The following is a 22,156-nucleotide window of genomic DNA, read 5'->3' on the forward strand; positions in this document are numbered from 1 at the left end:
TTATCTCTGAAGAAAAAGGGACCCGCTTCTGCGGGTCCCTTTTTCTTTTCTCATTCGTGGGTTCGTGTGCGCAAGCCCGAGGTTTGCTGGGGCGCGGCGCCTTTGGACAAGTCAGATCGTCGAAGCTCTAACGCTGGGAGCCCGTCGACACTGTGGGCGTTGCGCGTCGCCCAGTACTCTCGTGTCATGCCATCGGCCTCCTTGCGAGCGCCTGCCTTGTCCAGAATGTCGCGATCAGAGCGATAGTCCATAAGCGGAACCGACCAACCGCACGAGTCCGAGATTCGCGCCACGTCCACGACGATGATCGCGCGTTGCCCCGCTGTTTCGGATTTTGGGAAATGGGGTCGGAGCGTGTGGAACTCGGCGTCGTCCACAGTGACATGCCGTCCTGTGCCGTGCAGGCGCACGATGATCGGTTTCCCGTCAAAGGCGCAGAACATGATGACGATACGACCGTTCTCCCGAAGATGGGCGATGGTCTCAGCGCCGGACCCGGTGTAATCGAGATAGGCCACCTTGCGCTTATCGAGCACGGCGAAACAACCGCACATGCCTTTCGGCGACACGTTCACGATGCCGTCTGCGGCGAGCGGGGCAGTGCCGACGAAGAAAACTGGTTGCGCGAGAAGCCACGCGGCGAGCTTGCTGTCGATTTGCTCGTACACCTTGCCCATCGCGCCATTGTGCCTCCACATGCGTCTGAAGTTCAAGGGATTTCTTCTCGGCATACACTGAGGCGCATGCCGGAAATTGCGCGCACCTCGTTCCAAGACTGGCTCGAAGGGGCAGCCCGCCGCCGTGAGCAGTTGGGACTGCGCCGCATCATGACCCCCAAACGGGTGTGCGCGAGTCTCCTCGATTTCGCGTCCAACGATTATCTTGGCCTCTCCCAAGACCCGCGTGTGCTCGAAGGCGCGGCGATGGCGCTCAAAGAGCACGGCGCGGGGTCGACCGCTTCTCGCCTGGTCGCTGGGACCACAGAGCTGCACGAGTCGTTTGAGCGGCAGCTCGCGGCATTTTTCGGGACGGAGGCGGCGCTTGTGTTCTCCAGCGGATATCTCGCGAACCTTGCCGCAGTCTCCGCGCTGGGCGGCAGTGACGCGGTCATTGTTTCGGACGCGGGCGTGCATGCTTCTCTGATCGACGCGGGCAGGCTTTCGCGCTCCCGTGTCGTGGTCACTCCCTCAGGCTCGGTCGAGTCGGTGCGCGACGCGCTCGCCGCCCGTGCCGAGCCTCGCGCCTTGGTGGTCGTGGACTCCGTGTCCAGCGTCGACGGGAGTCTTGCGCCGCTCGTCGAGTTGCACAAACTATGCCAGGAGTTCGGCGCGGTGCTGATCGCGGACGAGGCGCACGCGCTCGGGGTGGTCGGCCCAGGAGGACGTGGGCACGCCTACGCGCAGGGCGTCGCGGGGCAGCCGGACGTGGTGCTCACCGCAACTCTGTCGAAGGCGCTGGGCGGCCAAGGCGGCGCTGTCCTCGCGAGCGGCGCGGTTCGGGAGCATTTGCTCAACAGCGCGCGCAGTTTTATTTTCGACACCGCCCTGGCTCCGCCGTGCGTCGGCGCTGCTGCTGCCGCGCTCGGCGTTCTGACCGCCGAACCCGCGCTGCCCGCAATGGTGCTCGAGCGCGCTCAGGAGCTCGCCGAACGCCTCGGCCTTGCCGAGCGTGCGCAGTCGAGCGTCCTCTCGACTGTCCTCGGCGATCCGAACGTCGCTGTCGCCGTCGCGGCGGCCTGCCGGGAAGAGGGCGTGCTCGTCGGGTGCTTCCGTCCGCCCTCGGTGCCGGAAGGCACGAGCCGAATCCGTTTCGCGGTCAAAGCGACGCATAGTTCGGCGGACGTCTGCCGTGCCGTTTCGGTGTTCTCGGAATCGAGGCGCGCGTGCCTGTCGTAGTCGTCACAGGAACGTCCACTGATGTGGGCAAGACGGTTGCCTCGGCCGCCTTGGCCGCTGTGGCGGCGAAGGCGGGCCAAAACGTGCTCCTCTGCAAACCGGTGCAGACCGGGCTGCGCGACGGCGAGCCGGGCGACGCCGATGAGGCGGCCCGCCTCTGCGGCGCGGAGGCGGTCGAGTTTGTCCGTTATGCCGATCCGCTGTCGCCAGTTGTCGCCGCGCGCCGCTGCGGTCGTCGGCTTTGGTCTTGCCAAGAGCTCGCCGACAAAGTCGAACAGCTCGCGCGGAGCAGATTTGTCGTCGTGGAAGGCGCTGGCGGCGTGTTGGTGCGCATCGGCTCGCAGAACGCGACCGTGCTCGACCTCGCAGCGCTTGTGCGTGCGCCAATGATCGTGGTGACCAGCGCCGAACTCGGCGCGCTCAACCATGCCGAGCTCACCGTGAACGCCATTCGCGCCGCCGGGGTCGAGGTCGCGGGCCTCGTCGTCGGCAGCTGGCCGCATGAGCCGCAGCTCGCGCATGTCACGAATCTTGACGCGTTCTTCGAGCACACCGGCGCGAAGACACTTGGAAAGATCCCTGCTCAAGCGGCCGCGCTTCGGCCAGATATGTTCCAATCCCAGGCTCCTGGGTGGTTCCTCGGCTCAGGGCTGCACAAGCTATGGCAAACTGGTTCCGCTGAAGAACAGAAAAATCGCGGGGGGCTGAAGGAGCGCACACAATGACCCAGGCACCAGCACGACCCACCAACCCGGACGCGCTGCTCGCAGGATGGCGCGAGCAGGTCTTGGAGCAGGGCGTGGGCTTGCACGAGTCCCAGGTGCTTGAAGCATTGGAATTCCCCGAGGAACGCATGGGCGAGTTGCTGCAGCTCGCCCATGAGGTGCGGATGCGCTGGTGCGGTCCGGAGGTCGAGGTGGAGAGCATCATCAGCCTCAAGACCGGCGGCTGCCCGGAGGACTGCCATTTCTGTTCGCAGTCTGGTTTGTTCGCCTCCCCGGTGCGTTCCGCTTGGCTGAACATCCCTTCCCTGGTCGAAGCGGCGAAGTCCACCGCCAAATCCGGCGCGACCGAATTCTGCATCGTCGCGGCGGTGCGCGGGCCGGACAAGCGGCTCATGTCGCAGGTCCGCGCAGGCATCGCCGCCATTCGCGCCGAGGTGGACATCAACGTCGCCTGTTCGCTCGGCATGCTCACCCAGGAGCAAGTGGACGAGCTCGCCGACATGGGCGTGCATCGTTACAACCACAACCTCGAGACCGCGCGCTCCTACTTCGACAAGGTCGTCACCACGCATACGTGGGAAGAGCGCTGGAGCACGTTGACCATGGTGCGCGAGGCGGGGATGGAGGTGTGCTGCGGCGGACTTCTGGGCATGGGCGAGAGCCTCGCGCAGCGCGCCGAGTTCGCGGCCCAGCTCGCGGAGCTCGAACCGGACGAGGTGCCGCTCAACTTCTTGATCCCGCAGCCGGGCACGCCGTTCGCCGATCTGCCCGTGGTCCCCGCGGAGGAGGCGTTGAAGTCGGTCGCGGCGTTCCGGCTCGCGCTGCCGAGGACGATCCTGCGCTTCGCCGGCGGTCGTGAGCTCACGCTCGGCGACCTCGGAGCCGAGCAGGGCATGCTCGGCGGGATCAACGCCATCATCGTCGGAAACTATTTGACGAACCTCGGTCGTCCGGTGGACGACGATTTGGACATGCTCGCGAACTTGAAGATGCCGATCAAGGCTCTCAATCAGACGATATGAGCGTGACGAGGCAGGAGGAGGGCGACCAGGCAGGCCCGGCGAGCGACATGGGCGCGGACGCCAAGCCGGGCCCTGTCGACGAGCCGAGGCTGTACAACATTTACACCGGGGCTCGTTTCGACGACGCAGAAGCTCCCGCGCTCTCGCCCAACGCCCGCGCCGGGGGGGAGCCGCCGAGGTTCTGCGGTCAGTGCGGGCGGCGTATGGTCGTGCAAGTGCATCCGCGCGGCTGGTCCGCGACGTGCTCTCGGCACGGGACGACTGACTCAGAAGCATGGGAGCGCGCCGCGCTGCGGCAGAAGCTGCATGAGGCGAACTCGTGAACGCGAAGAACGTGTGGCTTTTCGGCCGGGCGTTCGGCGTCCAGGCCGTTCTTGTTGTCGCCGGGGGATTGTTTTGGGCGGTGGCCGGGCCGACCGTCGGGCCCAAGCGTCTGCGCGGCGGAGCCGTTGTGCCGTCGCAGCCTGGCGAAGTGCGCCACGTGTTCGAGTCGTTCGCGCTTCTGGTCGGTGTGGAGTTCGTCGTCGGGGCCGCCGCGGCCTTTCTCGTCTGGCTCATCAGCAGGCCGGTGCGCGGGGTCGCATTGATCGGGACGGTTCTTGCGGGCGCATTCGTGGGCGCGCTCCTCGCCGCCCCGGTCGGCGGCGCAGCGCGGTCCCTCGTGTATCCGGGGCCTGGGCAAGGCCCAGGATCAGTCGGACAGGCGGCGGTCCGCCTCTCCGGGTCCGAGATCCATGTCGCGGTCACCGCGTGCCTCCTCGGCGCCGCTGTCGTGCTCTTCCTCGCCGCTTCCGCCACGCCGACGCTCGGCTCCCGCTCGGGGCTTGAGCGCCGGCGGCCGCAAGACCGCGAACTCGTCGGTGACTCGCAATTCGCGTTCGGCGAACCGGTACACCGTGGCTGGGCGCCCGCCGGACTTGACACAGCGGCCAGTCGGCACGAGCACGCCGCGGCGCCCGAGCACGCGAGCGAGGTTGGTGGCGTCCACAGGACGCTCTAACGCGGCGCTGTAGATGTCGCGCAGTGTGGAGAGCGCGAATTCTGTCGGGGCGAGCGCGAACGCGATATTCGTGTACGAGAGTTTCGCCGCGAGCCTGGACAGCGCCGCTGCCACGATGTGCTTGTGGTCGAAGCTGAGCTCTGGCAGGGCGGCGGCGGGGAACCAGGCGGTGTCCGGGGGCAGCGCGGGGTCGGCAGTGGTGGGCACCAGGCCGAGGAACGTGGTCGCGACGACTCGCTCTGTTGGCATGCGCGCCGGGTCGGAGAACACGCTGAGTTGTTCGAGGTGCGCGATTTCTTGGACGTCGACTTTTTCCGCGAGCTGGCGGCGGGCGCTTGTCTCGACGTCCTCCTGGCAGCCGAGCGTCCCCCCTGGCAGGGACCATTTCCCGGCTTCGGGGGCGAGTCCTCTTTCCCAGAGCAGCACATGCATCTGCTGATAACGGTGTTGTAGCACTGTGACGAGGACCTCGTGCCGGGTGCTATGATAGTAGCTCTGCACTTTTCGATTATAGGTCGAAAAGTGGGGAGCCCGACAACAGCGCCGCGATCCTCCGCCGAGACGGGACATGGACGCGAAGCGAGAAGGAGCACGCATGGCCACAACGCTCAGCCCCCGCCTCGAACGGCTCGACTCTCCGCTCCGAGCGGCGGTTGCGGACGGCCCCGACGGCTATTGCGGCGTCGCGCCAGACGAGCATTGGGCCGAGGAAGTGCGTCGCCTCCTCGCGCTCCGGGGCGCGACCCTGCTCGCGCACAACTACCAGCTTCCGGAGATTCAAGACATCGCCGACCATGTCGGAGACTCCCTCGCGCTCTCCAGGATCGCGGCCTCAGCCCCCGAGGAGACCATCGTGTTCTGCGGCGTGCACTTCATGGCGGAAACCGCGAAGATCCTCAGCCCGGACAAGGCCGTGCTCCTTCCCGACGAGCGCGCCGGCTGTTCGCTGGCCGACTCGATCACCGCGGACGAGCTGCGGGCGTGGCGCGAGGAGCACCCTGACGCTGTGGTGGTCTCCTACGTGAACACCACAGCGCAGGTCAAGGCGCTCACCGACATCTGCTGCACTTCTTCCAACGCGGTCGAAGTGGTGGCTTCCATCCCCGCCGACCGGACGGTCCTCTTCCTGCCCGACCAATTCCTCGGCGCGCATGTGCGCCGGGAGACTGGGCGACAGAATCTCCATGTGTGGGCAGGGGAGTGCCATGTCCACGCGGGGATCAACGGCGAGGAACTCGCCGCCCAAGCGCGGCGCAACCCGCACGCCGAGCTGTTCGTGCACCCCGAATGCGGCTGCGCCACCTCGGCGTTGTACTTGGCGGGCGAGGGGGCGGTGCCCAAGGAGCGGGTCAAGATCCTCTCCACGGGCGGCATGCTGGACGCTGCTCGGGAATTGGGGGCGGCCCGCGCCACGCTCTCGCGGTCCGTGCTCGTGGCGACCGAGGTCGGCATGCTGCACCAGCTGCGCAACGCCGCCCCAGAGGTGGACTTCCAGCCGGTGAACGACCGAGCCAGCTGCCAGTACATGAAGCGGATCAACGCCGCCGCGCTGATCCGCTGCCTCGCAGACGGGCTTGACGAGGTGTTCGTCGAGCCCGACATAGCGGACCGGGCTCGGGCGAGCGTGAGCCGGATGATCGAGATCGGCAACCCCGGCTCGGGCGAATGATGGGCCTGCAACTGAACCAGGCCCAGCGCGAGGCCGCTGTGGCCGCAGTGCGCGCCGCGCTCGCCGAAGACCTCGCCTATGGCCCCGACGCGACGACGCTCGCGACCGTGGACCCATCGCGCGTCGGAACAGCTGAGGTCGTGGCACGCGAACCTGGTGTGCTCGCCGGGGCGCAGGTCGCGGTCCTCGTGTTGGACGAGGTGCTCGGGCCGCAGGGGCACACGCTGCGCGTCGGCAAAGCGGACGGCGACCGGATCGCGCCGGGCGACTCGGCGCTGTCGGTGACCGCGCCGTTGCAAGGCATCCTGACCGCCGAGCGGACGCTCTTGAATTTCCTCTGCCACTTGTCGGGCGTCGCCACCGCCACCGCGCAGTGGGCCGATCAGCTCACGGGCACGCGCGCGGCAGTGCGCGACACCCGCAAGACATTGCCCGGTCTGCGTCTTTTACAGAAACATGCTGTCCTCTGCGGCGGCGGGGCGAACCATCGCATGGGCCTCGGCGACGCAGCGCTCGTCAAAGACAACCATGTCGCGGCGGCAGGTTCGGCGAGCGAAGCGCTGCGCCGGGTGCGGGCCCGCTTCCCCCAGCTCGCGGTCGAAGTCGAAGTCGACACACTCGCCCAGCTCGCAGAGATCCTCGACGAAGGGGCAGAACTCGTCCTCCTCGACAATTTCGACGTGGAAACCACGAGAAAAGCCGTGGCGCTGCGCGACGCGCGCTCCCCGACGACGCTGCTGGAATCCTCCGGCGGGCTCACGCTCGCAACAGCGCGCGCCTACGCCGAGACCGGAGTGGATTTTCTCGCCGTCGGGGCGCTCACCCACTCGGCCAAGGCGTTGGACCTCGGTTTGGACCTCAGCGAGCAGGGGCCCTGACCGCCCCGGTCCGCGCGCCCAGACTCGTCCTGCCGTGCTCAGAGCCATTTGCTGCGGCGGAAGCCGATGAACAGGCCCAGGCTGATGGCGCCCATGACTGCGAGGGCCACGAAATACCCGTAATGCCAGTGCAGCTCGGGCATGTTTTCGAAGTTCATGCCGTAGATGCCTGCGACCAGGGTCGAAACGGCGAAGATCGCCGCCCATGACGTGATTTTGCGCATGTCGGTGTTCTGTTGGACGCTTATTTTGCCCAGAGCGGCTTGGACAAGCGAACTCAGCGCCTCGTCAAAGCTCGACACCTGCTCCGCGACGACCGTGTGGTGGTCCAGGACGTCCCGGAAATAGCGGCGGACTTCTTTCGGGACGGTGACCGTGAGCGTCACATCAGGATGCGCGAGGCGGGCAAGCGCGGAGGAAAGCGGGTTCACTGCTCGCTTCAGCTCCATGACTTCGCGTTTGAGCAAATAGATCAGCTCGATCTCGGTGCCCGCCCCCGGCGTGAAAATGGATGTCTCCATCGCGTCCACGTCGAGTTCCACCGCCTCTGTGACCGCCATGTACCCGTCCACGATGTGGTCGGCGACACTGTGCATGACCACGAGCGGGCCGAGGGCCAATTTCGCCGTCTGCCCCTCAAGGTATCTGCGCACGCCGGTGAGCTCGCCATGCCCGCCGTGGCGGACGGTCACGATGAAATCGCGGCCGACGAAGAGAATGATCTCGCCGGATTCCACGATCTCTTTCGCCTGCGAGATGGATTCGTGGGCGACGTACTTCACGGTCTTGAGCACAAGCTCGAACATGTCGTCGTACTGTTCCAGCTTTGGCCGTTGATGGGCGTGCACAGCGTCTTCCATCATCAGTTCGTGCAGGCCGAAGACCTCGCCGACCGCGCGCATCTGCTCTTCGTCAGGCTCGAAGAGCCCGATCCAGGCGAAGCGAGGCTTGGGCGGTTCCTCGCTGTCTTGCGGCTGTGGCGCGCGCACTTGCGCGAGCGCTTGCGCGGGCGTGGGCGCGCCAGGCTGGCGGACTCCGTCAACATAGACGGCGCAGTCCACGACAGGCTTGGCTGTTCGATGCGACTGTTTCTTCACAGCGGTGTTCTGCGATGCGGGGGAGAACCCCAAAACGGAGAGCGGGGTCGCGAGCGGCGAGGGCGCCGACTCCGCCGTGCCGAGCAGGCGGGCAAGAGGTTTGCGCCGTAATTTTTGGTCCTCCGACTCCAGCGATCCGAGGTCGGAGGCCGGCGCAGGCCGAAGGCTTTGACGGGGGCCCGTGAGGCCCCGGGGGTCTGAGGGGGTCATTCGTGCTCCTTGGTCTGTTCATATGCGGATGTCATCGTCAATACCTCGCGCGATCGGGATTTTCCCGCGCGCAGCGGCGGTATCGAGAGGTTTTCGGCGCCATACAGTGAGCAACAGCTTCCACGCGGTCAGAGCGAGGGGCCTGTCTGCGGTTTCATCCGAGCACACGCCGGAGAGATGTTCCCCGGCGCGTGCGACCCGGCGATCCGCACGCGCGACGTGCTGGCCCAATGCGGATTCGGGCGTCGCCGCGAGCGCCGCCCCTTGTTCCGCCAACAGTCGAAGCGACTGCTCGGGTCTGAGAAGAGACGCTGACGAGGTCATAGCGAACTCCTTCCGACGTGCGATGGCCACGTCCAAACTAGCACTGATCCACGAGCGGGAGGACTATGCTGTTCCGATATGGGCCCGACTGTGATGACGACGTGGCTGGCTGGCGCGTGGACAAAGTCGCATTGGTGTCAAAGATTTTTAGTGGCCTGCTCGCTGATCGGCGCGGCGATTCTGTGGGTCGATGTGCGCGCGCAGGCTCCGCGTGTGGTGGTCGGCGGCGGCACGGAAATCGCTTCGCAGATCCTCGCCCGGCTCTATGTCGGCACGCTCAATTCTGTCGCGGTGCCCGCTGTGCTCGCCGCGGAGGGCAGGGCGACGTGGTCCGAGCGCCTGTCAGCGGTCGATTCGGGGGCGTGGGCGGTGAGCGCGGAAGAGGCGCAGGGCCTGCTCGCGGCGCTCAATCCGCGTGTGCGTCCGGACCACAATGTTTTCACCCTCTCGGGTCAGCTCGCCGGTCAGCTGCCAGAAGGTCTCGATATCAGCGATATCACGCCGAACGGGAGTATCGCGGTGTACCGCATCGGCTCGCTCACCTACAAGCACAGCAAGGGGTTGGGCCTGTTGGCGGATCAGCTCAACGCGGCCGAACTCGCGTCCCTGGTCCGTGCCGTGGCGGCAGGCGCGGACATGGACGCGACCACAAGCCGTTGGCTTGTGGCGCACAACTTCAACAAGACCGACCGGGAGAAGTTGGAGGACCAGCTCTAGCGGGGTGGTCGTGTTGAAGTCAGGCGAGCGTCCGTCAGGCGAACGCTTGGCGCAAAAGCTCTTGCTGCTCGACTTCGTGCACCTTGGCCGACCCAGACGACGGGGCGCTCATCGCCCGCCGGGAAACCCTGGTCAGTTTCGGCAGCACGTCCGGCAAGAGTTCCGGCAGCGCGAGGCCGAGGTGCGGCCAAGCCCCCTGGTTCGCGGGCTCTTCCTGCGCCCACCGGAAGTCTGTTGCGTTCGGGTAGCGCTGCAACGCGGCTCGCAAGCGTTTGACCGGCTCCGGGTACAGCTGCTCGATGCGGATGATCGCAATGTCTTCGCGATGGTCGGCGGCCTTGTGGTCGGCCAGCTGCCAATACAGCTTGCCGCTGGTGAGGATCACGGTGCGGACTTTCTCCGCAGCCGCGTCCGTTGTGGTCGTCGGGTCGTCGAGCACGGAGAGGAACTTGCTGTCGGTGAAGTCTTCGACCGAGGAGACGGCCTTTTTGTTGCGCAACATCGACTTGGGCGTGAACACCACGAGCGGTCGGGTGATGCCGTCCAGACTGTGCCTGCGCAGCAGGTGGAAGTAGCTCGCCGGGGTGGAAGGGTGCGCCACGGTCATCGAGTTCTCCGCGCACAGGGACAGATATCGCTCGATGCGGCCGGAGCTGTGGTCGGGGCCTTGGCCCTCTTGGCCGTGGGGGAGCAGGAGCACCACGTCGGAGCGCTGCCCCCACTTCGCTTCACCGGAGGATATGTACTCGTCGATGATGGACTGGGCTCCGTTGGCGAAATCGCCGAACTGTGCCTCCCACAGGGTGAGCGTGTTCGGGTTCGCGAGCGAGTACCCGTACTCGAAGCCCATGATGGCGTATTCGGAGAGCGGCGAGTCGTACGCCTGGAAGCTCGCTCCGGAGCCCACCTCTGCGGCGAGCTTCGCGAGAGGATCGAACAACGCCCCCGTGCGTCGGTCGATGAGAATGGCGTGGCGTTGGCTGAACGTGCCTCGGCGGCAGTCCTGCCCGGACAGCCGGACCCCGCGGCCCTCAAGGATGAGCGAGCCGAAAGCGAGCAGTTCCGCAGTGGCCCAATCGACATTGCCCGAGCGGGTCATCTCGCGTCTGCGCTCATTGACCGGGAACACCTTCGGGTGCGGGGTGAAGTCCTCGGGAATGTCCACCAAAGCGTCCCCGACACGTTCGAGTGTTTCTTTGGACACGGCGGTGACCAGCGAGTTCGGCACTTGCTGGTCCGATTCCACCGAATGGCTCGGCGCGGGCGGAATCCGCTCAAGCTCCTTGACCTCGTTGAACACCCGCTCCAACTGGCCCTGGTAGTCGCGCAGGGCGTCGTCGGCCTCTTTGATGGTGATGTCGCCACGACCGATCAAGGCCTCGGTGTACCCCTTGCGCACCGAGCGTTTGTTCTCGATCACGTCGTACATGGTCGGTTGTGTCATCGAAGGGTCGTCGCCCTCGTTGTGGCCGCGTTGGCGGTAGCAGACCAGGTCGATGACGACATCGCGGTGGAACCGCTCGCGGAAGTCGACGGCGAGCTGCGCGACCCACACGGCGGCTTCGGGGTCGTCCCCGTTCACATGGAAGATCGGGGCTCCGACAGTTTTCGCCACATCGGTGCAATAGACGCTGGAGCGGCCGTTGTCCGGCGAGGTGGTGAAGGCGATCTGGTTGTTCACCACGATATGGACCGTGCCGCCGATGTTGTACCCGGTCAGCCCGGACATGTTCAGGGTCTCGGCGACCACGCCTTGGCCGGCGAACGCGCCGTCGCCGTGCAGAGCGAGGGCCATGACCGGGAACTGGCGTTTCGCCTCGTCGGATTCCTCGTTGGTGTCGCCCTCGGCGTTTTTGAGCAGATCCTGTTTGCCTCGCACGATGCCCGCGAGCACCGGGTCGACGGCCTCGAGATGGCTCGGGTTGGCGGTCAACGACACCTTGATCTCGTTGTCGCCGAACATCTGGAAATACGTGCCTTCGGCGCCGAGGTGGTATTTCACATCGCCGGAGCCGTGGTAGAGGCTCGGGTCCAGGTTGCCCTCGAACTCGTTGAAGATCAGCCGGTAGGGCTTGCCCACGATGTTGGCGAGCACGTTGAGCCTGCCTCGGTGGGGCATGCCGATGACCACTTCGGCCAGGGAGTGCTCTGCCGCGCGGTCGATGATGGCGTCCATCATCGGGATCGTCGTCTCAGCGCCTTCGAGCGAGAAGCGCTTCTGGCCGATGTACTTGGTGTGCAGGAAGTTCTCGAATGACTCTGCCGCGTTGAGCTTCGAGAGGATGTACTTCTGCATGTTGACGTTCGGCTTCTGCTGGCGGGCCTCGACCTGTTGTTGCAACCACTCCCGCTGTTCGGGCTCAAGGATGTGGTTGTACTCCACGCCGACGTGGCGGCAGTACGAGTCGCGCAGCACCGAGAGCACATCGCGCAGCTTCATGCGCTCCTTGCCCTGGAATCCGCCGACGTTGAAGGTGCGGTCGAGGTCCCACAAGGTCAGGTTGTGGTTGAGCACGTCGAGGTCGGGATGCTGGCCGGTCTTGCGCTGCTGGTTGAACAGCAACGGGTCGGTGTCGGCCATGAGGTGCCCGCGCGAGCGGTACGCGGCGATGATTTCGAGCACACGGGTGGATTTGTCCACGCCGTGCTCGACAATGTCCGAGCGCCAGCGGATCGGCTCGTAAGGGATGCGCAGCGCGGCGTAGATCTCGTCGTAGAACGCGTCGGAGATGAGCAGTTCGTGGATGGTGCGCAGGAAGTCGCCGGACTCGGCGCCTTGGATGATCCGGTGGTCGTAGGTCGAGGTCAGGGTGATGAGCTTGCCCACGCCGATGTCCGCGATGCGCTCCTCGCTCGCGCCTTGGAACTCCGCCGGGTACTCCATGGCCCCCACGCCGATGATGGCGCCTTGGCCTGCCATGAGCCGAGGCACGGAGTGGACGGTGCCGATGGTGCCGGGATTGGTCAAAGAGATGGTCACCCCGGCGTAGTCCTCGGTGCCGAGCTTGCCTTCCCGGCCGCGGCGGACCACGTCCTCGTAGGCGGCGATGAACTGGCCGAAGCCGAATTCCTCACATTGCTTGATCGCGGGGACCACCAGGGTCCGTTTGCCGTCTTTGCCCACGGTGTCGATGGCAATGCCGAGGTTGATATGGGCGGGGGTGACCAGTTGGGGCTTGCCGTCCGCTTCGGCGAAATGCCGGTTCATCCCTGGGAACTTCTTGACCGCCTGCACCAGGGCGTAGCCGATGAGGTGGGTGAAGGAGATCTTGCCGCCTCGGGTGCGGTTCATGTGGTTGTTGATGACGATGCGGTTGTCGATCATCGCCTTGGCCGGGATTTGCCGCACGCTTGTGGCAGTGGGGACCCCGAGCGAGGCGGTCATGTTCTTCGCGACAGCCGCCGCGATGCCTTTGAGCGGCGTGCTCTCGTCGTTCTCTGGGAACGGCGCGGACGCGGGTTTCGCCGTGCCCGCGGGGGCGGAGGTCGGGTTCGCCGGGGCCTTGGGTTGCGCGGCAGGAGCAGGTTTCGGCGCGGGCGCCGCGGCGGGGGGTTTCGCCGCCGCGGGCTGCTGGTCGGCGGCGCGGGCATGCCCGCCGCCGTTCGACGCGCTCTTGGGAGGGGCGCTGGGCGGCTGGTTGCTGGGCGGCTGAGGCGCGGCTGCCGGGGCTTGGCGCCGTGCCGTCGCGCTCGCTGCCTTGTCAGAGGCGTTGGAGACCGGGTCCATCGTGGAGTGGTAGTCCGTCAAGAACTCATGCCAGCTCGGGTCAACTGAGTCCGGATTCTGCTTGAAGCGGTGGTACATCTCCTCCACAAGCCACGAGTTCTGTCCGAAATCGACGGTGGTCTCACTCACAGAGCTCTCGCTCACTTTCCCTCTTGCGCGGTGCCTTCGACCGGAACGAGACTCCCGGTCCTTCCACCGGCCCTGCGGCCGGAGCGCCCTTCAGAATACTCTTCTTTCTGAGAGGCCGGTGAGGACGTGGCAGGTCTGCCGTCGATCATGCAATTGCCGTGGGGAAGAGCACAGCGGGGTTCAAGTAGCCATCCGGGTCGAAGGCGCGTTTGACGGAGCGCATCGCGGCGATCTCCTCGGGGCTGCGCGCAAGGGGGAGGTAGTCGCGTTTGAGGCTGCCGAGGCCGTGCTCGGAGCTGATGTTGCCGCCGTGCCGTGCGATCAACGCGAGCATCGGCTCGAAAACGCGGCTGGCGTCCGGGCACCGCAACACGTTCAAATGCAAATTCCCGTCGCCGATGTGGCCGAAGAGGATCGGGACCGCCTGCGGAGCTTGCGCCGCGAGGAGTTCTTTTGCTTCGTCTGCGAACGAGGGGATGGACGCGAAGTTCAGCGACAGGTCGAATTTCGCCGGAGCCCCGAAGAGCCGGGTGACCTCTGCGAAAGACTCGCGGACCTGCCAGAGCCGGTTGCGCCCCGCAGAGTCCTGGCTGATCGCGGGCTCATCGGCCGCGTCGAAGCCTGCGAGCAATTCGGCGAGTTCGACCAGCTGCTCCCGTTCGCCCGCGAGTTCGACCAACAGCAGCCACTCGGCGCGCACCGGGCAGGAGAGCCCGAGGTGCTGCGCGGCGAGGGCGACGCCTTCGCCGTCGAGAAGTTCGAGCGCGTCGATCCCCTCGGTGGCGCGCAGGCTGGTCGCGGCGTGGACGAGATCCCCGAGAGCGGAAAAACCGACGAGAGCGGCCACCCGGTGCCTCGGGCGCGGGCGCAGCACGACTTCCACGGCGGTGACCACGCCCAGCACGCCCTCGCTGCCCGCGAACAGGGAGACGAGGTCCAGGCCGCTGCGGTCGTCTGGCACTTTCGGAAAACGCTCGATGATCGATCCGTCCGGCAGCACCGCCTCGAGTCCGCGCAGCTGCGCGCTGGTGCGCCCGTAGCGGACGGTGTGCAGGCCGCCCGCGTTCGTCGCGACCATGCCGCCGATGGTCGCGCTGTCGCGCGCCGAGAGGTCCACCCCGAAGAGCAGGCCGTGCGCGGCCGCGAGCTCCCGCAGCGCGTTGAGCTTGGTTCCGGCCCCGACTCGGACGCTTTTGTGCGTCCTGTCGACTTCGCCGATGTCGGCGAGCCGGGAAGTGGACAGCAACACGTCCTCGTGGCGGGGCACGGTGCCCGACACCAAAGAGGTGCCCCCGCCGTGGATGGTGACCGGGGCGCCTGCGGCGCGGCACACGTTCAACACCTCGGCGACTTGCTCCCGGTCCCCAGGGCGCACGACAGCCCTGGCCGCCCCTGTGTCCCGGCCCGTCCAATCGGTCGACCAGCCGGCGAGCACATCCGGATCGGTCAGGACATGCGCAGTGCCAACGATGGATTCGAGCTTGGACTCCAGCGAGGACATCTCGCAGATAGTACGCGCTGCCAGGAGGTGAGAAAAGCCATGTTGAAAAGGAGTTACGCATGAGGCTTGTGTGATCGCGAAGGCCCTCGCGCGGCAGGTTTCGGCCCTGTTTCCCGCCTGCGGCTCGGGTGTTGGGGAGCCCTCGGGTTTTTAGAAGATCACGCCAGGGTTCAAAATCCCCGTGGGGTCGAGCGCGGCTTTGATGCGCCCCCCCAGATCCATCGCCGCGGGCCCGATCTGGTCGGGCAGCCAGGCTTTTTTCAGCCGCCCGACGCCGTGCTCGCCGGTGATCGTGCCGTCCAGCGCGATGGCGAGGTCCATGATTTCGCCGAACGCGCGCTCGGCGCGCAGGGTTTCGTCCTTGTCCGTCGGATCGTGGACGATCAGCGGATGGGTGTTCCCGTCCCCCGCGTGCGCGATGACGGCGATGGACACCTGGTTCGCTTCTGCGATGGCCTGCACGCCGTCGATCAAATCGGGCAGCTTGGGAATCGGCACGCCCACGTCTTCCAACAAGAGGTGGCCGAGCCGTTCCACTGCGGGGATCGCGGCCCGCCGGGCGACGACAAACGCCTCCCCCTCCTCGGGATCGGTGGTGACGAAGACTTCCGTCGCCCCGGAGCGGCTCACGATCTCCGAGATCAGCGATATCTCGATTCCAGCCGCCTCGCCCGGCGCGTCGGATTGGACGACCAACATCGCCGCCGCCTCCCGGTCCAACCCCATGCGGAGCATGTCTTCGACCGCGTTGATCGTTGCGCGGTCCATGAATTCGAGCATGGCGGGGCGGAGCTTGCTGCATATCGCGAGCACCGCTTCGCTTGCCTTTCGCACTTCGTGGAACGTCGCGACCAGGGTGCTCGGTTTGGGTTGCGGCGGCAGCAGCCGCAGGGTCGCTTCGGTGAAGACGCCCAACGTCCCTTCGCTGCCGACGAAGAGCTTGAGCAGTGACAGCCCCGCGGTGTCTTTGATCCTCGGCCCCCCGAGGCGCAGCACCTCGCCATCTGCGAGAACCACCTCAAGGCCCAGGACATAATCTGTGGTCACGCCGTATTTCACGCAGCACAGCCCGCCTGCGTTCGTGGCGATGTTCCCGCCGATGCTGCAGAATTCGTAGGAGGAGGGGTCGGGCGGGTACCACAGGCCGTGCTCGGCCGCCGCGGCTTTGACCTCGGCGTTCATCAAGCCGGGGCCGACGATGGCCACTCGGGTGACTGGGTCCACGACGATATCGCGCATTCGTTCGGTGGAAAGCACGAGGCAGCCGTCAACAGCTGTGGACCCCCCGGACAGGCTGGACCCCGCGCCCCTGGGGACGACGGCGACCTGGTGCTTGTTCGCCCAGTGCAGAATCCGGCTCACTTCCTCGGTGTTCGCTGGGCGGGCGAGCGCGAAGGGGGATCCGGCGGCGGGGTCCTCCGCCCGGTCTCGGCGGTACGCCTCAAGGATGTCGGGATCGGCGGCGATTGTGCTTTCGGGGAGCTGCGCCACGAGTTCGGCGAGGGCGGAGTCCGGGGGAGTGGCCATGCTCCCTTCCTACACCAAGACCGCAGGCAGGTCGCGCCGTGCGCCTGATGTGATAGATGTCATGGAACACGGTTATACTTCAATACGGCGTTGATCGTGCCCGGCAGGTGTCGGGCACGAAGATGAGAAAGGACTCCCGTATGGCTCGGAATCTGCGGAATTTGCGCGGGAAGGTCGTTTTGATTACTGGTGGCGCGCAGGGGATTGGGCGTAAGACCGCGGAGGCGTTCGTGGCGCAGGGCGCGAAGGTCGCGATTGGGGATTTGGACGTCGATCTGGCGAAGAAGGCGGCGGACGAGATCGGCGGGGATGTTTTGGCTTTGCCGTTGGACGTCTCGGACTACGACCAGTTCGCGAAGTTCATTGAGGACGCGGAGAAGGCGTTGGGGCCGATTGACGTGTTGGTGAACAACGCGGGGGTGATGATTGTCGGGGACATTGTGGACGAGCCGCAGCGGGTGACCGACAAGCAGTTGATGATTGATTTGAACTCGGTGATCTTCGGCAGCAGGGAGGCCGCGAAGCGTTTCGTGCCCCGTCGGTGCGGGCACATCATCAACATCGCCTCCATCGCCGGAAAGGTCGGACTGCCCGGCTTGTCCTCGTACAACGCGGCGAAGTACGGCGTGGTCGGTTTCTCCGAGGCGTTGCGCGGCGAGCTCAGACCGTACGGCGTCGAAGTCACCGTCATCATGCCCGCTTTCATCCAGACCGGGCTCATCGACGGCCTGGACACGGAGAACAGCCTGATCCTCAAAGCTGTTCCGCCGCAGCCCCCGGAGCGGGTCGCCGAAGCGATTGTGAAAGCGGCCGCCGGCCGGGGCATGAACCATTGGGTGCCGGGCTGGGTCACTGTGCTCGACCCGATTCTCGCCGCCCTGCGTTGGTCGCCCAGGCTCACGGTCGCGGCCACCAAGGCGCTCGGTTTGAGCGAACTCATGTCCGGCGGCGCGAAGTCGGCCGCCCGCAAGGCGTACATCGAGCGCACCACCGGCCAAGCGCAATAGACTCGCCCGGGCGGCGGAGCCGCTGGGGCGGCCGACTTCGCGCCGCTGATCTCCGCCCGCGCCGTCGCCTGGTTTCGCCTTGAAATTTTTTGACCGATATGATGACAGGGGATTGGGCGCGAATCGCCCTTTTCGACGGCCAAAATTTCGAGAGATCTCCTGCAGTTGGGCGATCCGCGCGTTTGGTTCGGCAGTCGGCTTTGGCCCCACCTGGCTCTGGCCGGATGGAAACACATGTGAGAAAGGACTCCCGTATGGCTCGGAATCTGCGGAATTTGCGCGGGAAGGTCGTTTTGATTACTGGTGGCGCGCAGGGGATTGGGCGTAAGACCGCGGAGGCGTTCGTGGCGCAGGGCGCGAAGGTCGCGATTGGGGATTTGGACGTCGATCTGGCGAAGAAGGCGGCGGACGAGATCGGCGGGGATGTTTTGGCTTTGCCGTTGGACGTCTCGGACTACGACCAGTTCGCGAAGTTCATTGAGGACGCGGAGAAGGCGTTGGGGCCGATTGACGTGTTGGTGAACAACGCGGGGGTGATGATTGTCGGGGACATTGTGGACGAGCCGCAGCGGGTGACCGACAAGCAGTTGATGATTGATTTGAACTCGGTGATCTTCGGCAGCAGGGAGGCCGCGAAGCGTTTCGTGCCCCGTCGGTGCGGGCACATCATCAACATCGCCTCGCTCGCGGGCAAAATCGGCGTCCCCGGCTTGTCCTCGTACAACGCGGCGAAGTACGGCGTGGTCGGTTTCTCCGAGGCGTTGCGCGGCGAGCTCAGACCGTACGGCGTCGAAGTCACCACGATCATGCCGCTCTTCATCCAGACCGCGCTCATCGACGGCCTGGACTTCTCCAGAAGCCTGCTCTTGAAGATCATCCCGCCGCAGCCGGTGGAGAAGGTCGCGAACGCTATCGTGCACTCGGCCGCCGGCCGGGGCAAAAATCAGTTCGTCCCCGGATGGACCTTGGTCTTCGACCCGCTCCTCGCCCTGTTGCGGTGGGCTCCGCGCCTGATGGTCGCGTTCACCAAGATCTTGGGGCTGAGCGATATTTTGACTGGCGGCAAGGTGAACACCTCGGCCCGCAAGGCGTACATCGAGCGCACCACCGGCCAAGCGCAATAAACCGCTCGCGCGGACGCCAGCGGCTCGTGTCATTCACACGGTTCCGCGGGCCGCTGGCGCGGCTGCGGCCGTCGCCGTGCCACCGCCTCGGCGACGCGCAGCGCCACCTCTTGGAGATCATCGTGCTCCCATGCGACGACCACTTCCCATCCCTCGGCCTCGAGCGCCGCGAGCTTCGCCGCGTCTCTCGCTTGATTGCGTGCGATCTTCGCCGACCAGTACGGGGCGTTGCTGCTCGGGGGACGGTAATGCTGCGGACAGCCATGCCAAAAGCAACCATGGATTTCCACAGCGACTTTCGCGGGCCCGAAAACGATGTCCACGCTCCGCCGCCGGTCGGCAAGCGGTTTCGCGGCCACTCGATATCGCAGTCCCTGCGCCCACAGCAACCTGCGAAGTTTAAGCTCGGGGGAAGTGTCGCGGCTCCGATTGCTCAGCATGGATCGGCGGGTCGCGGCACTGGTGGCCCAGCTGCCGTCCGGCACCGTCTCTTCCAGCGTTCGGCGCCGCGCCATAGAGGACATCATAATCGTGTCCGAACGCCTGAAACACGAACCGCACGTTTGCAACACGAAAGGACGCACCGATGAGCGAAACTGGAGCCGAGCCGATCCCTGCCGCCCAGGAAATCGCCGCCGGCTATACGACAGAGGGTCTTTCCCTCCAGCTCGGCACGGTGGTCGTGGACGGCGCAACAGACCCTGCCGCCTCGGTGAACCTGCCGCTCGCGACCCTGAACCGGCACGGGCTCGTCGCGGGGTCCACCGGGTCTGGCAAGACAAAGACGCTGCAGCTCATCGCCGAGCAACTGTCGGCGAACGGGGTGCCGGTGGTCATGGCCGATGTGAAGGGCGACCTCTCCGGCCTCGCCCTGCCGGGCAAAGAAGGGGACAAGATCGCCCAACGCGCCGAGCAGACCAAAGACGACTGGACCGCGACCGCGTTCCCGACGGAATTCGTCTCGCTCGGCGCCAACGGGACCGGTGTGCCCGTGCGGGGCACAGTCGCCAGCTTCGGCCCAATCCTGCTCGCCAAGATTCTCGGGCTGAATGAAACCCAAGAGTCTTCGCTCGGCCTCATCTTCCGGTGGGCGAAGGACAAGAATCTCGACCTCGTCGACCTCAAAGACCTCAGGGCCGTGATCGGCCACCTCACGGGCGATTCGGGCAAGGCCGAGCTGAAAGCCCTCGGCGGTGTGTCCTCCGCGAGCGCCGGCGTCATCCTGCGCGCCGTGGCGAACCTGGAGGGCGACGGCGGCGATGTGTTCTTCGGCGAGCCGGAGATCGACGTGAACGACCTGCAACGCATCGCTCCCGACGGGCGCGGCGTCATCACCCTGTTCGAGCTCGGCGACCAGTCCGCCCGGCCGGTGCTTTTCTCCACCTTTCTGATGTGGGTGCTCTCCCGCCTCTTCCAAACTCTGCCGGAGATCGGCGACGTCGAGAAGCCCAAGCTGGTGTTCATCCTCGACGAGGCGCATCTGCTCTTCGCCGACGCGTCGAAGGCTTTCGTTTCCCAGATCGAGCAGACGGTCAAGCTCATCCGCTCGAAGGGCGTCTCGGTGATCTTCTGCACACAGCTGCCGACGGACATCCCCAACGAGGTCCTTTCCCAGCTCGGCGCGCGGGTGCAGCATGCGCTTCGCGCGTTCACCCCGGAGGACCAGAAGGCCCTCGCCCGGACCGCGAAGACCTATCCGACGAGCAAGGTGTACGACATCCAATCGGCTCTCACCTCGGCCGGAATCGGCGAGGCGATCGTCACCGTGCTTTCCGAGACCGGGTCCCCGACCCCCGTGGCGTGGACGCGCCTGCGGGCTCCGCGCTCGTTCATGGGCGCGATCGGCGCCGACGCGATCCGAGGCTCCGCCCAGCACAGCGCGCTGTGGGCCAAATACGCCCAGGCACAAGACCGCCCGTCCGCGTACGAGGCGCTCAACCAGCCGCCCGCGCCAGCGGCTCCCGAAACGGCTCCGCAAAGCGAGGACTCCGCGCCAGCGGCCCCGAAACCAGAGCGCGCGCAGAAAGCCGCGCGGGCGGAGAAGGAGGAGCCGGGTTTTGTCGAGAAAGTGATGGAGAACCAGGCTGTGAAGGGCTTCATGCGCAACCTCGGCTCGACATTGGGCCGAGAGATCAGCAAGTCTCTTTTCGGCAAACGCAGACGCTGAAGCCGGATATGCCGAGTACGCTGGAACGGTGACCGCCGGCGACATCACTTGGGGGGAGATGTGGGCCGAAGAAGAGCGGCAGCGGCAAGCGGCCGCTGGGTCCGCATGGGGCGCAGAGCCATGGCGCCAGCAGCTTGCCGCAGACGGGCTTCTCGGCGATGCGGAGGCCGAGCCGGGGCTCACACTGGCCTCGGAGCCGTATTTCGGCGGGCAAGCTCCGCATCATCCGGAGCCCCAGCCGTATTTCGAGTACAGCGCCGATCCCGTGGAGGCCGAGGCACAGGCGCAGCCCCCTGCGCTCCGGGTCACCCTGCCTGCCGCGCCGCCGCGGCCAAGGCCGCGCGACGTGGACGATGAGCCTGTGGAAGGTCTTGACGAACTCGACTGGCAGGCGCCGCCGCCCCCCGCGACGGAGCCCCAGCCTTCGCAGCAAGACCGCACATGGGAAAGCACCTGGGCAGACGGCATCTACAAACCCCGGCACGCCACATGAGCCTCATGCCGAGCGCGGCGCCCTGTGGCGACGGCGGTCGTAGAAGTCGGCTCCGCTGACTATTCCTGAGGCCAGCGCCAGGGTGACCGCTCCTATCGCCGCTGCGGCCACGCCCCACGCATCGCGCCCCGATGCGAACGAGACGAGCATGAGCCCGAGCGAAGCGATGATGAGCAACGCCATGCAACGGCACGTCAGGCATACCAGTTGACGGGGTAACGCTCGATCGGCGGGCGGATTGCGGAGGCTCATGGGGGTGTTCCTTTCCTACGCCACCCACGCTCCCTGATTGTAGCGCAGATCACAACAGTTTCGGTGTGAGGGCGCCGCTCGGCCGGAACAGGTGTGTCCCGTTTTGGGATGCGTTAGTCGCGACGGTTGCCCATGGCTTGGCGCGAGCGGTGGGTTTGGGCGTCAGGCGCGCGTGGGTTTTTCCAGCAGGTCCGCGATCCTGTCCAGCGTTTGCCGCATGTTGCGCTCGGTGGCACGGGCCATCTGTCGGACCTTGCGTTTGGTGAGCACGCTCTCATGAGTGATGTCCCAGGTCTCCCTGACAAGGACGCCGTTGTCGGCAGGAAGGATCTCATAACGCCATATCCGGCCTCCCACCAAGAGGCCAAGCGGCCCCGAAGCGCGGGGCTGCCATGCGATCTCCCGATTCGGCTCGAACGCGACCACTGTGTTGACCATCGAGTACGAAAAGCCCATCCGCATGGACATGCCGAACTTCGCGCCGAGAAAAAGCCGCTGAGAAGCGCCCTTCGCGCCGACCACAGTCCCCGAGCCGTCAAAATCCTTATGCCGGTTCGCGTCGGCCAGCAGGTCGAAAACGTCGCTCGCCTCCGCGTCGATAACGCGCTCCACCGAGACCACATCAGACTCATATGCCATGTTGTCACCGTACGCGCATTTCGCCCTGCAGGAGAACTCGGGGAATGCCCTGA

20 protein-coding genes and 1 pseudogene are annotated in these 22,156 nt (G+C 65.9%); 11 read left to right on the forward strand and 10 right to left on the reverse strand.

Annotated elements, in window-relative coordinates; translation table 11 throughout:
- Positions 1-50 precede the first annotated feature (50 nt).
- Positions 51-677: a pyridoxamine 5'-phosphate oxidase family protein gene (locus SROT_RS03555; protein WP_013137641.1), complete on the reverse strand. Its 627-nt coding sequence runs from the start codon at positions 675-677 to the stop codon at positions 51-53.
- Between the two features lie 66 nt (positions 678-743).
- Between SROT_RS03555 and SROT_RS03560 the strand changes: the two genes are divergently transcribed.
- The 4 genes from SROT_RS03560 to bsaP are packed head-to-tail and all read left to right on the forward strand — an operon-like array spanning position 744 to position 3,965.
- Positions 744-1,895, forward strand: a complete 1,152-nt coding sequence (locus SROT_RS03560) for an 8-amino-7-oxononanoate synthase (protein WP_013137642.1) — start codon at positions 744-746, stop codon at positions 1,893-1,895.
- The gene (gene bioD / locus SROT_RS03565) at positions 1,883-2,620 is read left to right on the forward strand and encodes a dethiobiotin synthase (RefSeq protein ID WP_013137643.1); all 738 of its coding nucleotides are present in this window, start codon (positions 1,883-1,885) and stop codon (positions 2,618-2,620) included. The genes SROT_RS03560 and bioD overlap by 13 nt, the downstream gene beginning before the upstream one ends.
- Complete coding sequence (gene bioB / locus SROT_RS03570; RefSeq protein ID WP_013137644.1) at positions 2,617-3,642, forward strand: biotin synthase BioB; 1,026 nt, start codon at positions 2,617-2,619, stop codon at positions 3,640-3,642. The genes bioD and bioB overlap by 4 nt, the downstream gene beginning before the upstream one ends.
- A gap of 47 nt (positions 3,643-3,689) precedes the next feature.
- The gene (gene bsaP / locus SROT_RS03575) at positions 3,690-3,965 is read left to right on the forward strand and encodes a biotin synthase auxiliary protein BsaP (RefSeq protein ID WP_041407623.1); all 276 of its coding nucleotides are present in this window, start codon (positions 3,690-3,692) and stop codon (positions 3,963-3,965) included.
- A gap of 506 nt (positions 3,966-4,471) precedes the next feature.
- Here the strand turns inward: bsaP and SROT_RS03580 are convergent.
- A pseudogene (locus SROT_RS03580) lies at positions 4,472-5,098 on the reverse strand (NUDIX hydrolase); the annotation flags it as partial.
- Between the two features lie 139 nt (positions 5,099-5,237).
- Between SROT_RS03580 and nadA the strand changes: the two are divergent.
- Together nadA and nadC are read left to right on the forward strand one after the other, a co-directional pair.
- Positions 5,238-6,311, forward strand: a complete 1,074-nt coding sequence (nadA, locus tag SROT_RS03585) for a quinolinate synthase NadA (RefSeq protein ID WP_013137647.1) — start codon at positions 5,238-5,240, stop codon at positions 6,309-6,311.
- The gene (gene nadC / locus SROT_RS03590) at positions 6,308-7,189 is read left to right on the forward strand and encodes a carboxylating nicotinate-nucleotide diphosphorylase (protein ID WP_013137648.1); all 882 of its coding nucleotides are present in this window, start codon (positions 6,308-6,310) and stop codon (positions 7,187-7,189) included. The genes nadA and nadC overlap by 4 nt, the downstream gene beginning before the upstream one ends.
- A 38-nt stretch (positions 7,190-7,227) precedes the next feature.
- On the opposite strand, the gene SROT_RS03595 is transcribed toward nadC, so the two are convergent.
- A complete protein-coding gene (locus SROT_RS03595) occupies positions 7,228-8,496 on the reverse strand; it encodes a magnesium and cobalt transport protein CorA (RefSeq protein WP_013137649.1) in 1,269 nt (422 codons plus the stop codon).
- A gap of 18 nt (positions 8,497-8,514) precedes the next feature.
- Positions 8,515-8,820: a hypothetical protein gene (locus tag SROT_RS16360; protein ID WP_013137650.1), complete on the reverse strand. Its 306-nt coding sequence runs from the start codon at positions 8,818-8,820 to the stop codon at positions 8,515-8,517.
- A 150-nt stretch (positions 8,821-8,970) separates the two neighbouring features.
- Here SROT_RS16360 and SROT_RS03600 point away from each other — a divergent pair, with 150 nt between their 5' ends.
- Positions 8,971-9,537 (forward strand): hypothetical protein, encoded by a 567-nt coding sequence (locus tag SROT_RS03600; RefSeq protein WP_245535351.1) that lies wholly within the window; start codon positions 8,971-8,973, stop codon positions 9,535-9,537.
- A 34-nt stretch (positions 9,538-9,571) separates the two neighbouring features.
- On the opposite strand, the gene SROT_RS03605 is transcribed toward SROT_RS03600, so the two are convergent.
- The 3 genes from SROT_RS03605 to SROT_RS03615 all read right to left on the reverse strand — a co-directional run bounded on the left by SROT_RS03605 (position 9,572) and on the right by SROT_RS03615 (position 16,421).
- On the reverse strand, positions 9,572-13,393 hold the full coding sequence (locus SROT_RS03605; RefSeq protein ID WP_013137652.1) for a multifunctional oxoglutarate decarboxylase/oxoglutarate dehydrogenase thiamine pyrophosphate-binding subunit/dihydrolipoyllysine-residue succinyltransferase subunit: 3,822 nt from the start codon (positions 13,391-13,393) through the stop codon (positions 9,572-9,574).
- Positions 13,394-13,538: 145 nt separating this feature from the next.
- Positions 13,539-14,894, reverse strand: coding sequence for an FAD-binding oxidoreductase (locus SROT_RS03610; RefSeq protein WP_013137653.1), 1,356 nt, complete (start codon positions 14,892-14,894; stop codon positions 13,539-13,541).
- A 150-nt stretch (positions 14,895-15,044) separates the two neighbouring features.
- Positions 15,045-16,421, reverse strand: a complete 1,377-nt coding sequence (locus tag SROT_RS03615) for an FAD-binding oxidoreductase (protein ID WP_013137654.1) — start codon at positions 16,419-16,421, stop codon at positions 15,045-15,047.
- 140 nt (positions 16,422-16,561) lie between these two features.
- On the opposite strand from SROT_RS03615, the gene SROT_RS03620 reads away from it, so the two are divergent.
- A complete protein-coding gene (locus tag SROT_RS03620; protein ID WP_013137655.1) occupies positions 16,562-17,428 on the forward strand; it encodes an SDR family oxidoreductase in 867 nt (288 codons plus the stop codon).
- Between the two features lie 254 nt (positions 17,429-17,682).
- A complete protein-coding gene (locus SROT_RS03625) occupies positions 17,683-18,552 on the forward strand; it encodes an SDR family oxidoreductase (RefSeq protein ID WP_013137656.1) in 870 nt (289 codons plus the stop codon).
- A gap of 29 nt (positions 18,553-18,581) precedes the next feature.
- On the opposite strand, the gene SROT_RS03630 is transcribed toward SROT_RS03625, so the two are convergent.
- Positions 18,582-19,067 carry a very short patch repair endonuclease gene (locus tag SROT_RS03630; protein WP_187288059.1) on the reverse strand — a complete coding sequence of 162 codons (486 nt, stop codon included), beginning with the start codon at positions 19,065-19,067 and terminating at the stop codon, positions 18,582-18,584.
- A 71-nt stretch (positions 19,068-19,138) separates the two neighbouring features.
- On the opposite strand from SROT_RS03630, the gene SROT_RS03635 reads away from it, so the two are divergent.
- Both SROT_RS03635 and SROT_RS03640 read left to right on the forward strand, forming a co-directional pair.
- Entirely contained in the window at positions 19,139-20,719 is a 1,581-nt protein-coding gene (locus SROT_RS03635) for a helicase HerA-like domain-containing protein (protein WP_013137658.1), read from the forward strand.
- A 28-nt stretch (positions 20,720-20,747) separates the two neighbouring features.
- A complete protein-coding gene (locus tag SROT_RS03640; RefSeq protein WP_013137659.1) occupies positions 20,748-21,212 on the forward strand; it encodes a hypothetical protein in 465 nt (154 codons plus the stop codon).
- A gap of 3 nt (positions 21,213-21,215) precedes the next feature.
- Here SROT_RS03640 and SROT_RS03645 read toward each other — a convergent pair whose 3' ends face one another.
- Together SROT_RS03645 and SROT_RS03650 are read right to left on the reverse strand one after the other, a co-directional pair.
- Positions 21,216-21,395 carry a hypothetical protein gene (locus tag SROT_RS03645; RefSeq protein WP_041406885.1) on the reverse strand — a complete coding sequence of 60 codons (180 nt, stop codon included), beginning with the start codon at positions 21,393-21,395 and terminating at the stop codon, positions 21,216-21,218.
- A 231-nt stretch (positions 21,396-21,626) separates the two neighbouring features.
- Complete coding sequence (locus tag SROT_RS03650; protein ID WP_013137661.1) at positions 21,627-22,103, reverse strand: SRPBCC family protein; 477 nt, start codon at positions 22,101-22,103, stop codon at positions 21,627-21,629.
- Positions 22,104-22,156: the final 53 nt, after the last annotated feature.

Origin of the sequence: Segniliparus rotundus DSM 44985 (assembly GCF_000092825.1) — a bacterium.
GTDB classification, from domain to species: domain Bacteria; phylum Actinomycetota; class Actinomycetes; order Mycobacteriales; family Mycobacteriaceae; genus Segniliparus; species Segniliparus rotundus.

What these genes read in the sequence shown, in the direction of transcription:
- bsaP (WP_041407623.1), top strand. Translation starts at nt 3,690, where the DNA reads ATGGGCGCGGACGCCAAGCCGGGCCCTGTCGACGAGCCGAGGCTGTAC.
- SROT_RS03620 (WP_013137655.1), top strand. Translation starts at nt 16,562, where the DNA reads ATGGCTCGGAATCTGCGGAATTTGCGCGGGAAGGTCGTTTTGATTACT.
- SROT_RS16360 (WP_013137650.1), bottom strand. Translation starts at nt 8,820, where the DNA reads ATGACCTCGTCAGCGTCTCTTCTCAGACCCGAGCAGTCGCTTCGACTG.
- SROT_RS03560 (WP_013137642.1), top strand. Translation starts at nt 744, where the DNA reads ATGCCGGAAATTGCGCGCACCTCGTTCCAAGACTGGCTCGAAGGGGCA.
- SROT_RS03625 (WP_013137656.1), top strand. Translation starts at nt 17,683, where the DNA reads ATGGCTCGGAATCTGCGGAATTTGCGCGGGAAGGTCGTTTTGATTACT.
- SROT_RS03595 (WP_013137649.1), bottom strand. Translation starts at nt 8,496, where the DNA reads ATGACCCCCTCAGACCCCCGGGGCCTCACGGGCCCCCGTCAAAGCCTT.
- SROT_RS03555 (WP_013137641.1), bottom strand. Translation starts at nt 677, where the DNA reads ATGGGCAAGGTGTACGAGCAAATCGACAGCAAGCTCGCCGCGTGGCTT.
- bioB (WP_013137644.1), top strand. Translation starts at nt 2,617, where the DNA reads ATGACCCAGGCACCAGCACGACCCACCAACCCGGACGCGCTGCTCGCA.
- SROT_RS03645 (WP_041406885.1), bottom strand. Translation starts at nt 21,395, where the DNA reads ATGGCGTTGCTCATCATCGCTTCGCTCGGGCTCATGCTCGTCTCGTTC.
- SROT_RS03610 (WP_013137653.1), bottom strand. Translation starts at nt 14,894, where the DNA reads ATGTCCTCGCTGGAGTCCAAGCTCGAATCCATCGTTGGCACTGCGCAT.
- SROT_RS03635 (WP_013137658.1), top strand. Translation starts at nt 19,139, where the DNA reads ATGAGCGAAACTGGAGCCGAGCCGATCCCTGCCGCCCAGGAAATCGCC.
- nadA (WP_013137647.1), top strand. Translation starts at nt 5,238, where the DNA reads ATGGCCACAACGCTCAGCCCCCGCCTCGAACGGCTCGACTCTCCGCTC.
- SROT_RS03650 (WP_013137661.1), bottom strand. Translation starts at nt 22,103, where the DNA reads ATGGCATATGAGTCTGATGTGGTCTCGGTGGAGCGCGTTATCGACGCG.
- nadC (WP_013137648.1), top strand. Translation starts at nt 6,308, where the DNA reads ATGATGGGCCTGCAACTGAACCAGGCCCAGCGCGAGGCCGCTGTGGCC.
- SROT_RS03630 (WP_187288059.1), bottom strand. Translation starts at nt 19,067, where the DNA reads ATGGCGCGGCGCCGAACGCTGGAAGAGACGGTGCCGGACGGCAGCTGG.
- SROT_RS03615 (WP_013137654.1), bottom strand. Translation starts at nt 16,421, where the DNA reads ATGGCCACTCCCCCGGACTCCGCCCTCGCCGAACTCGTGGCGCAGCTC.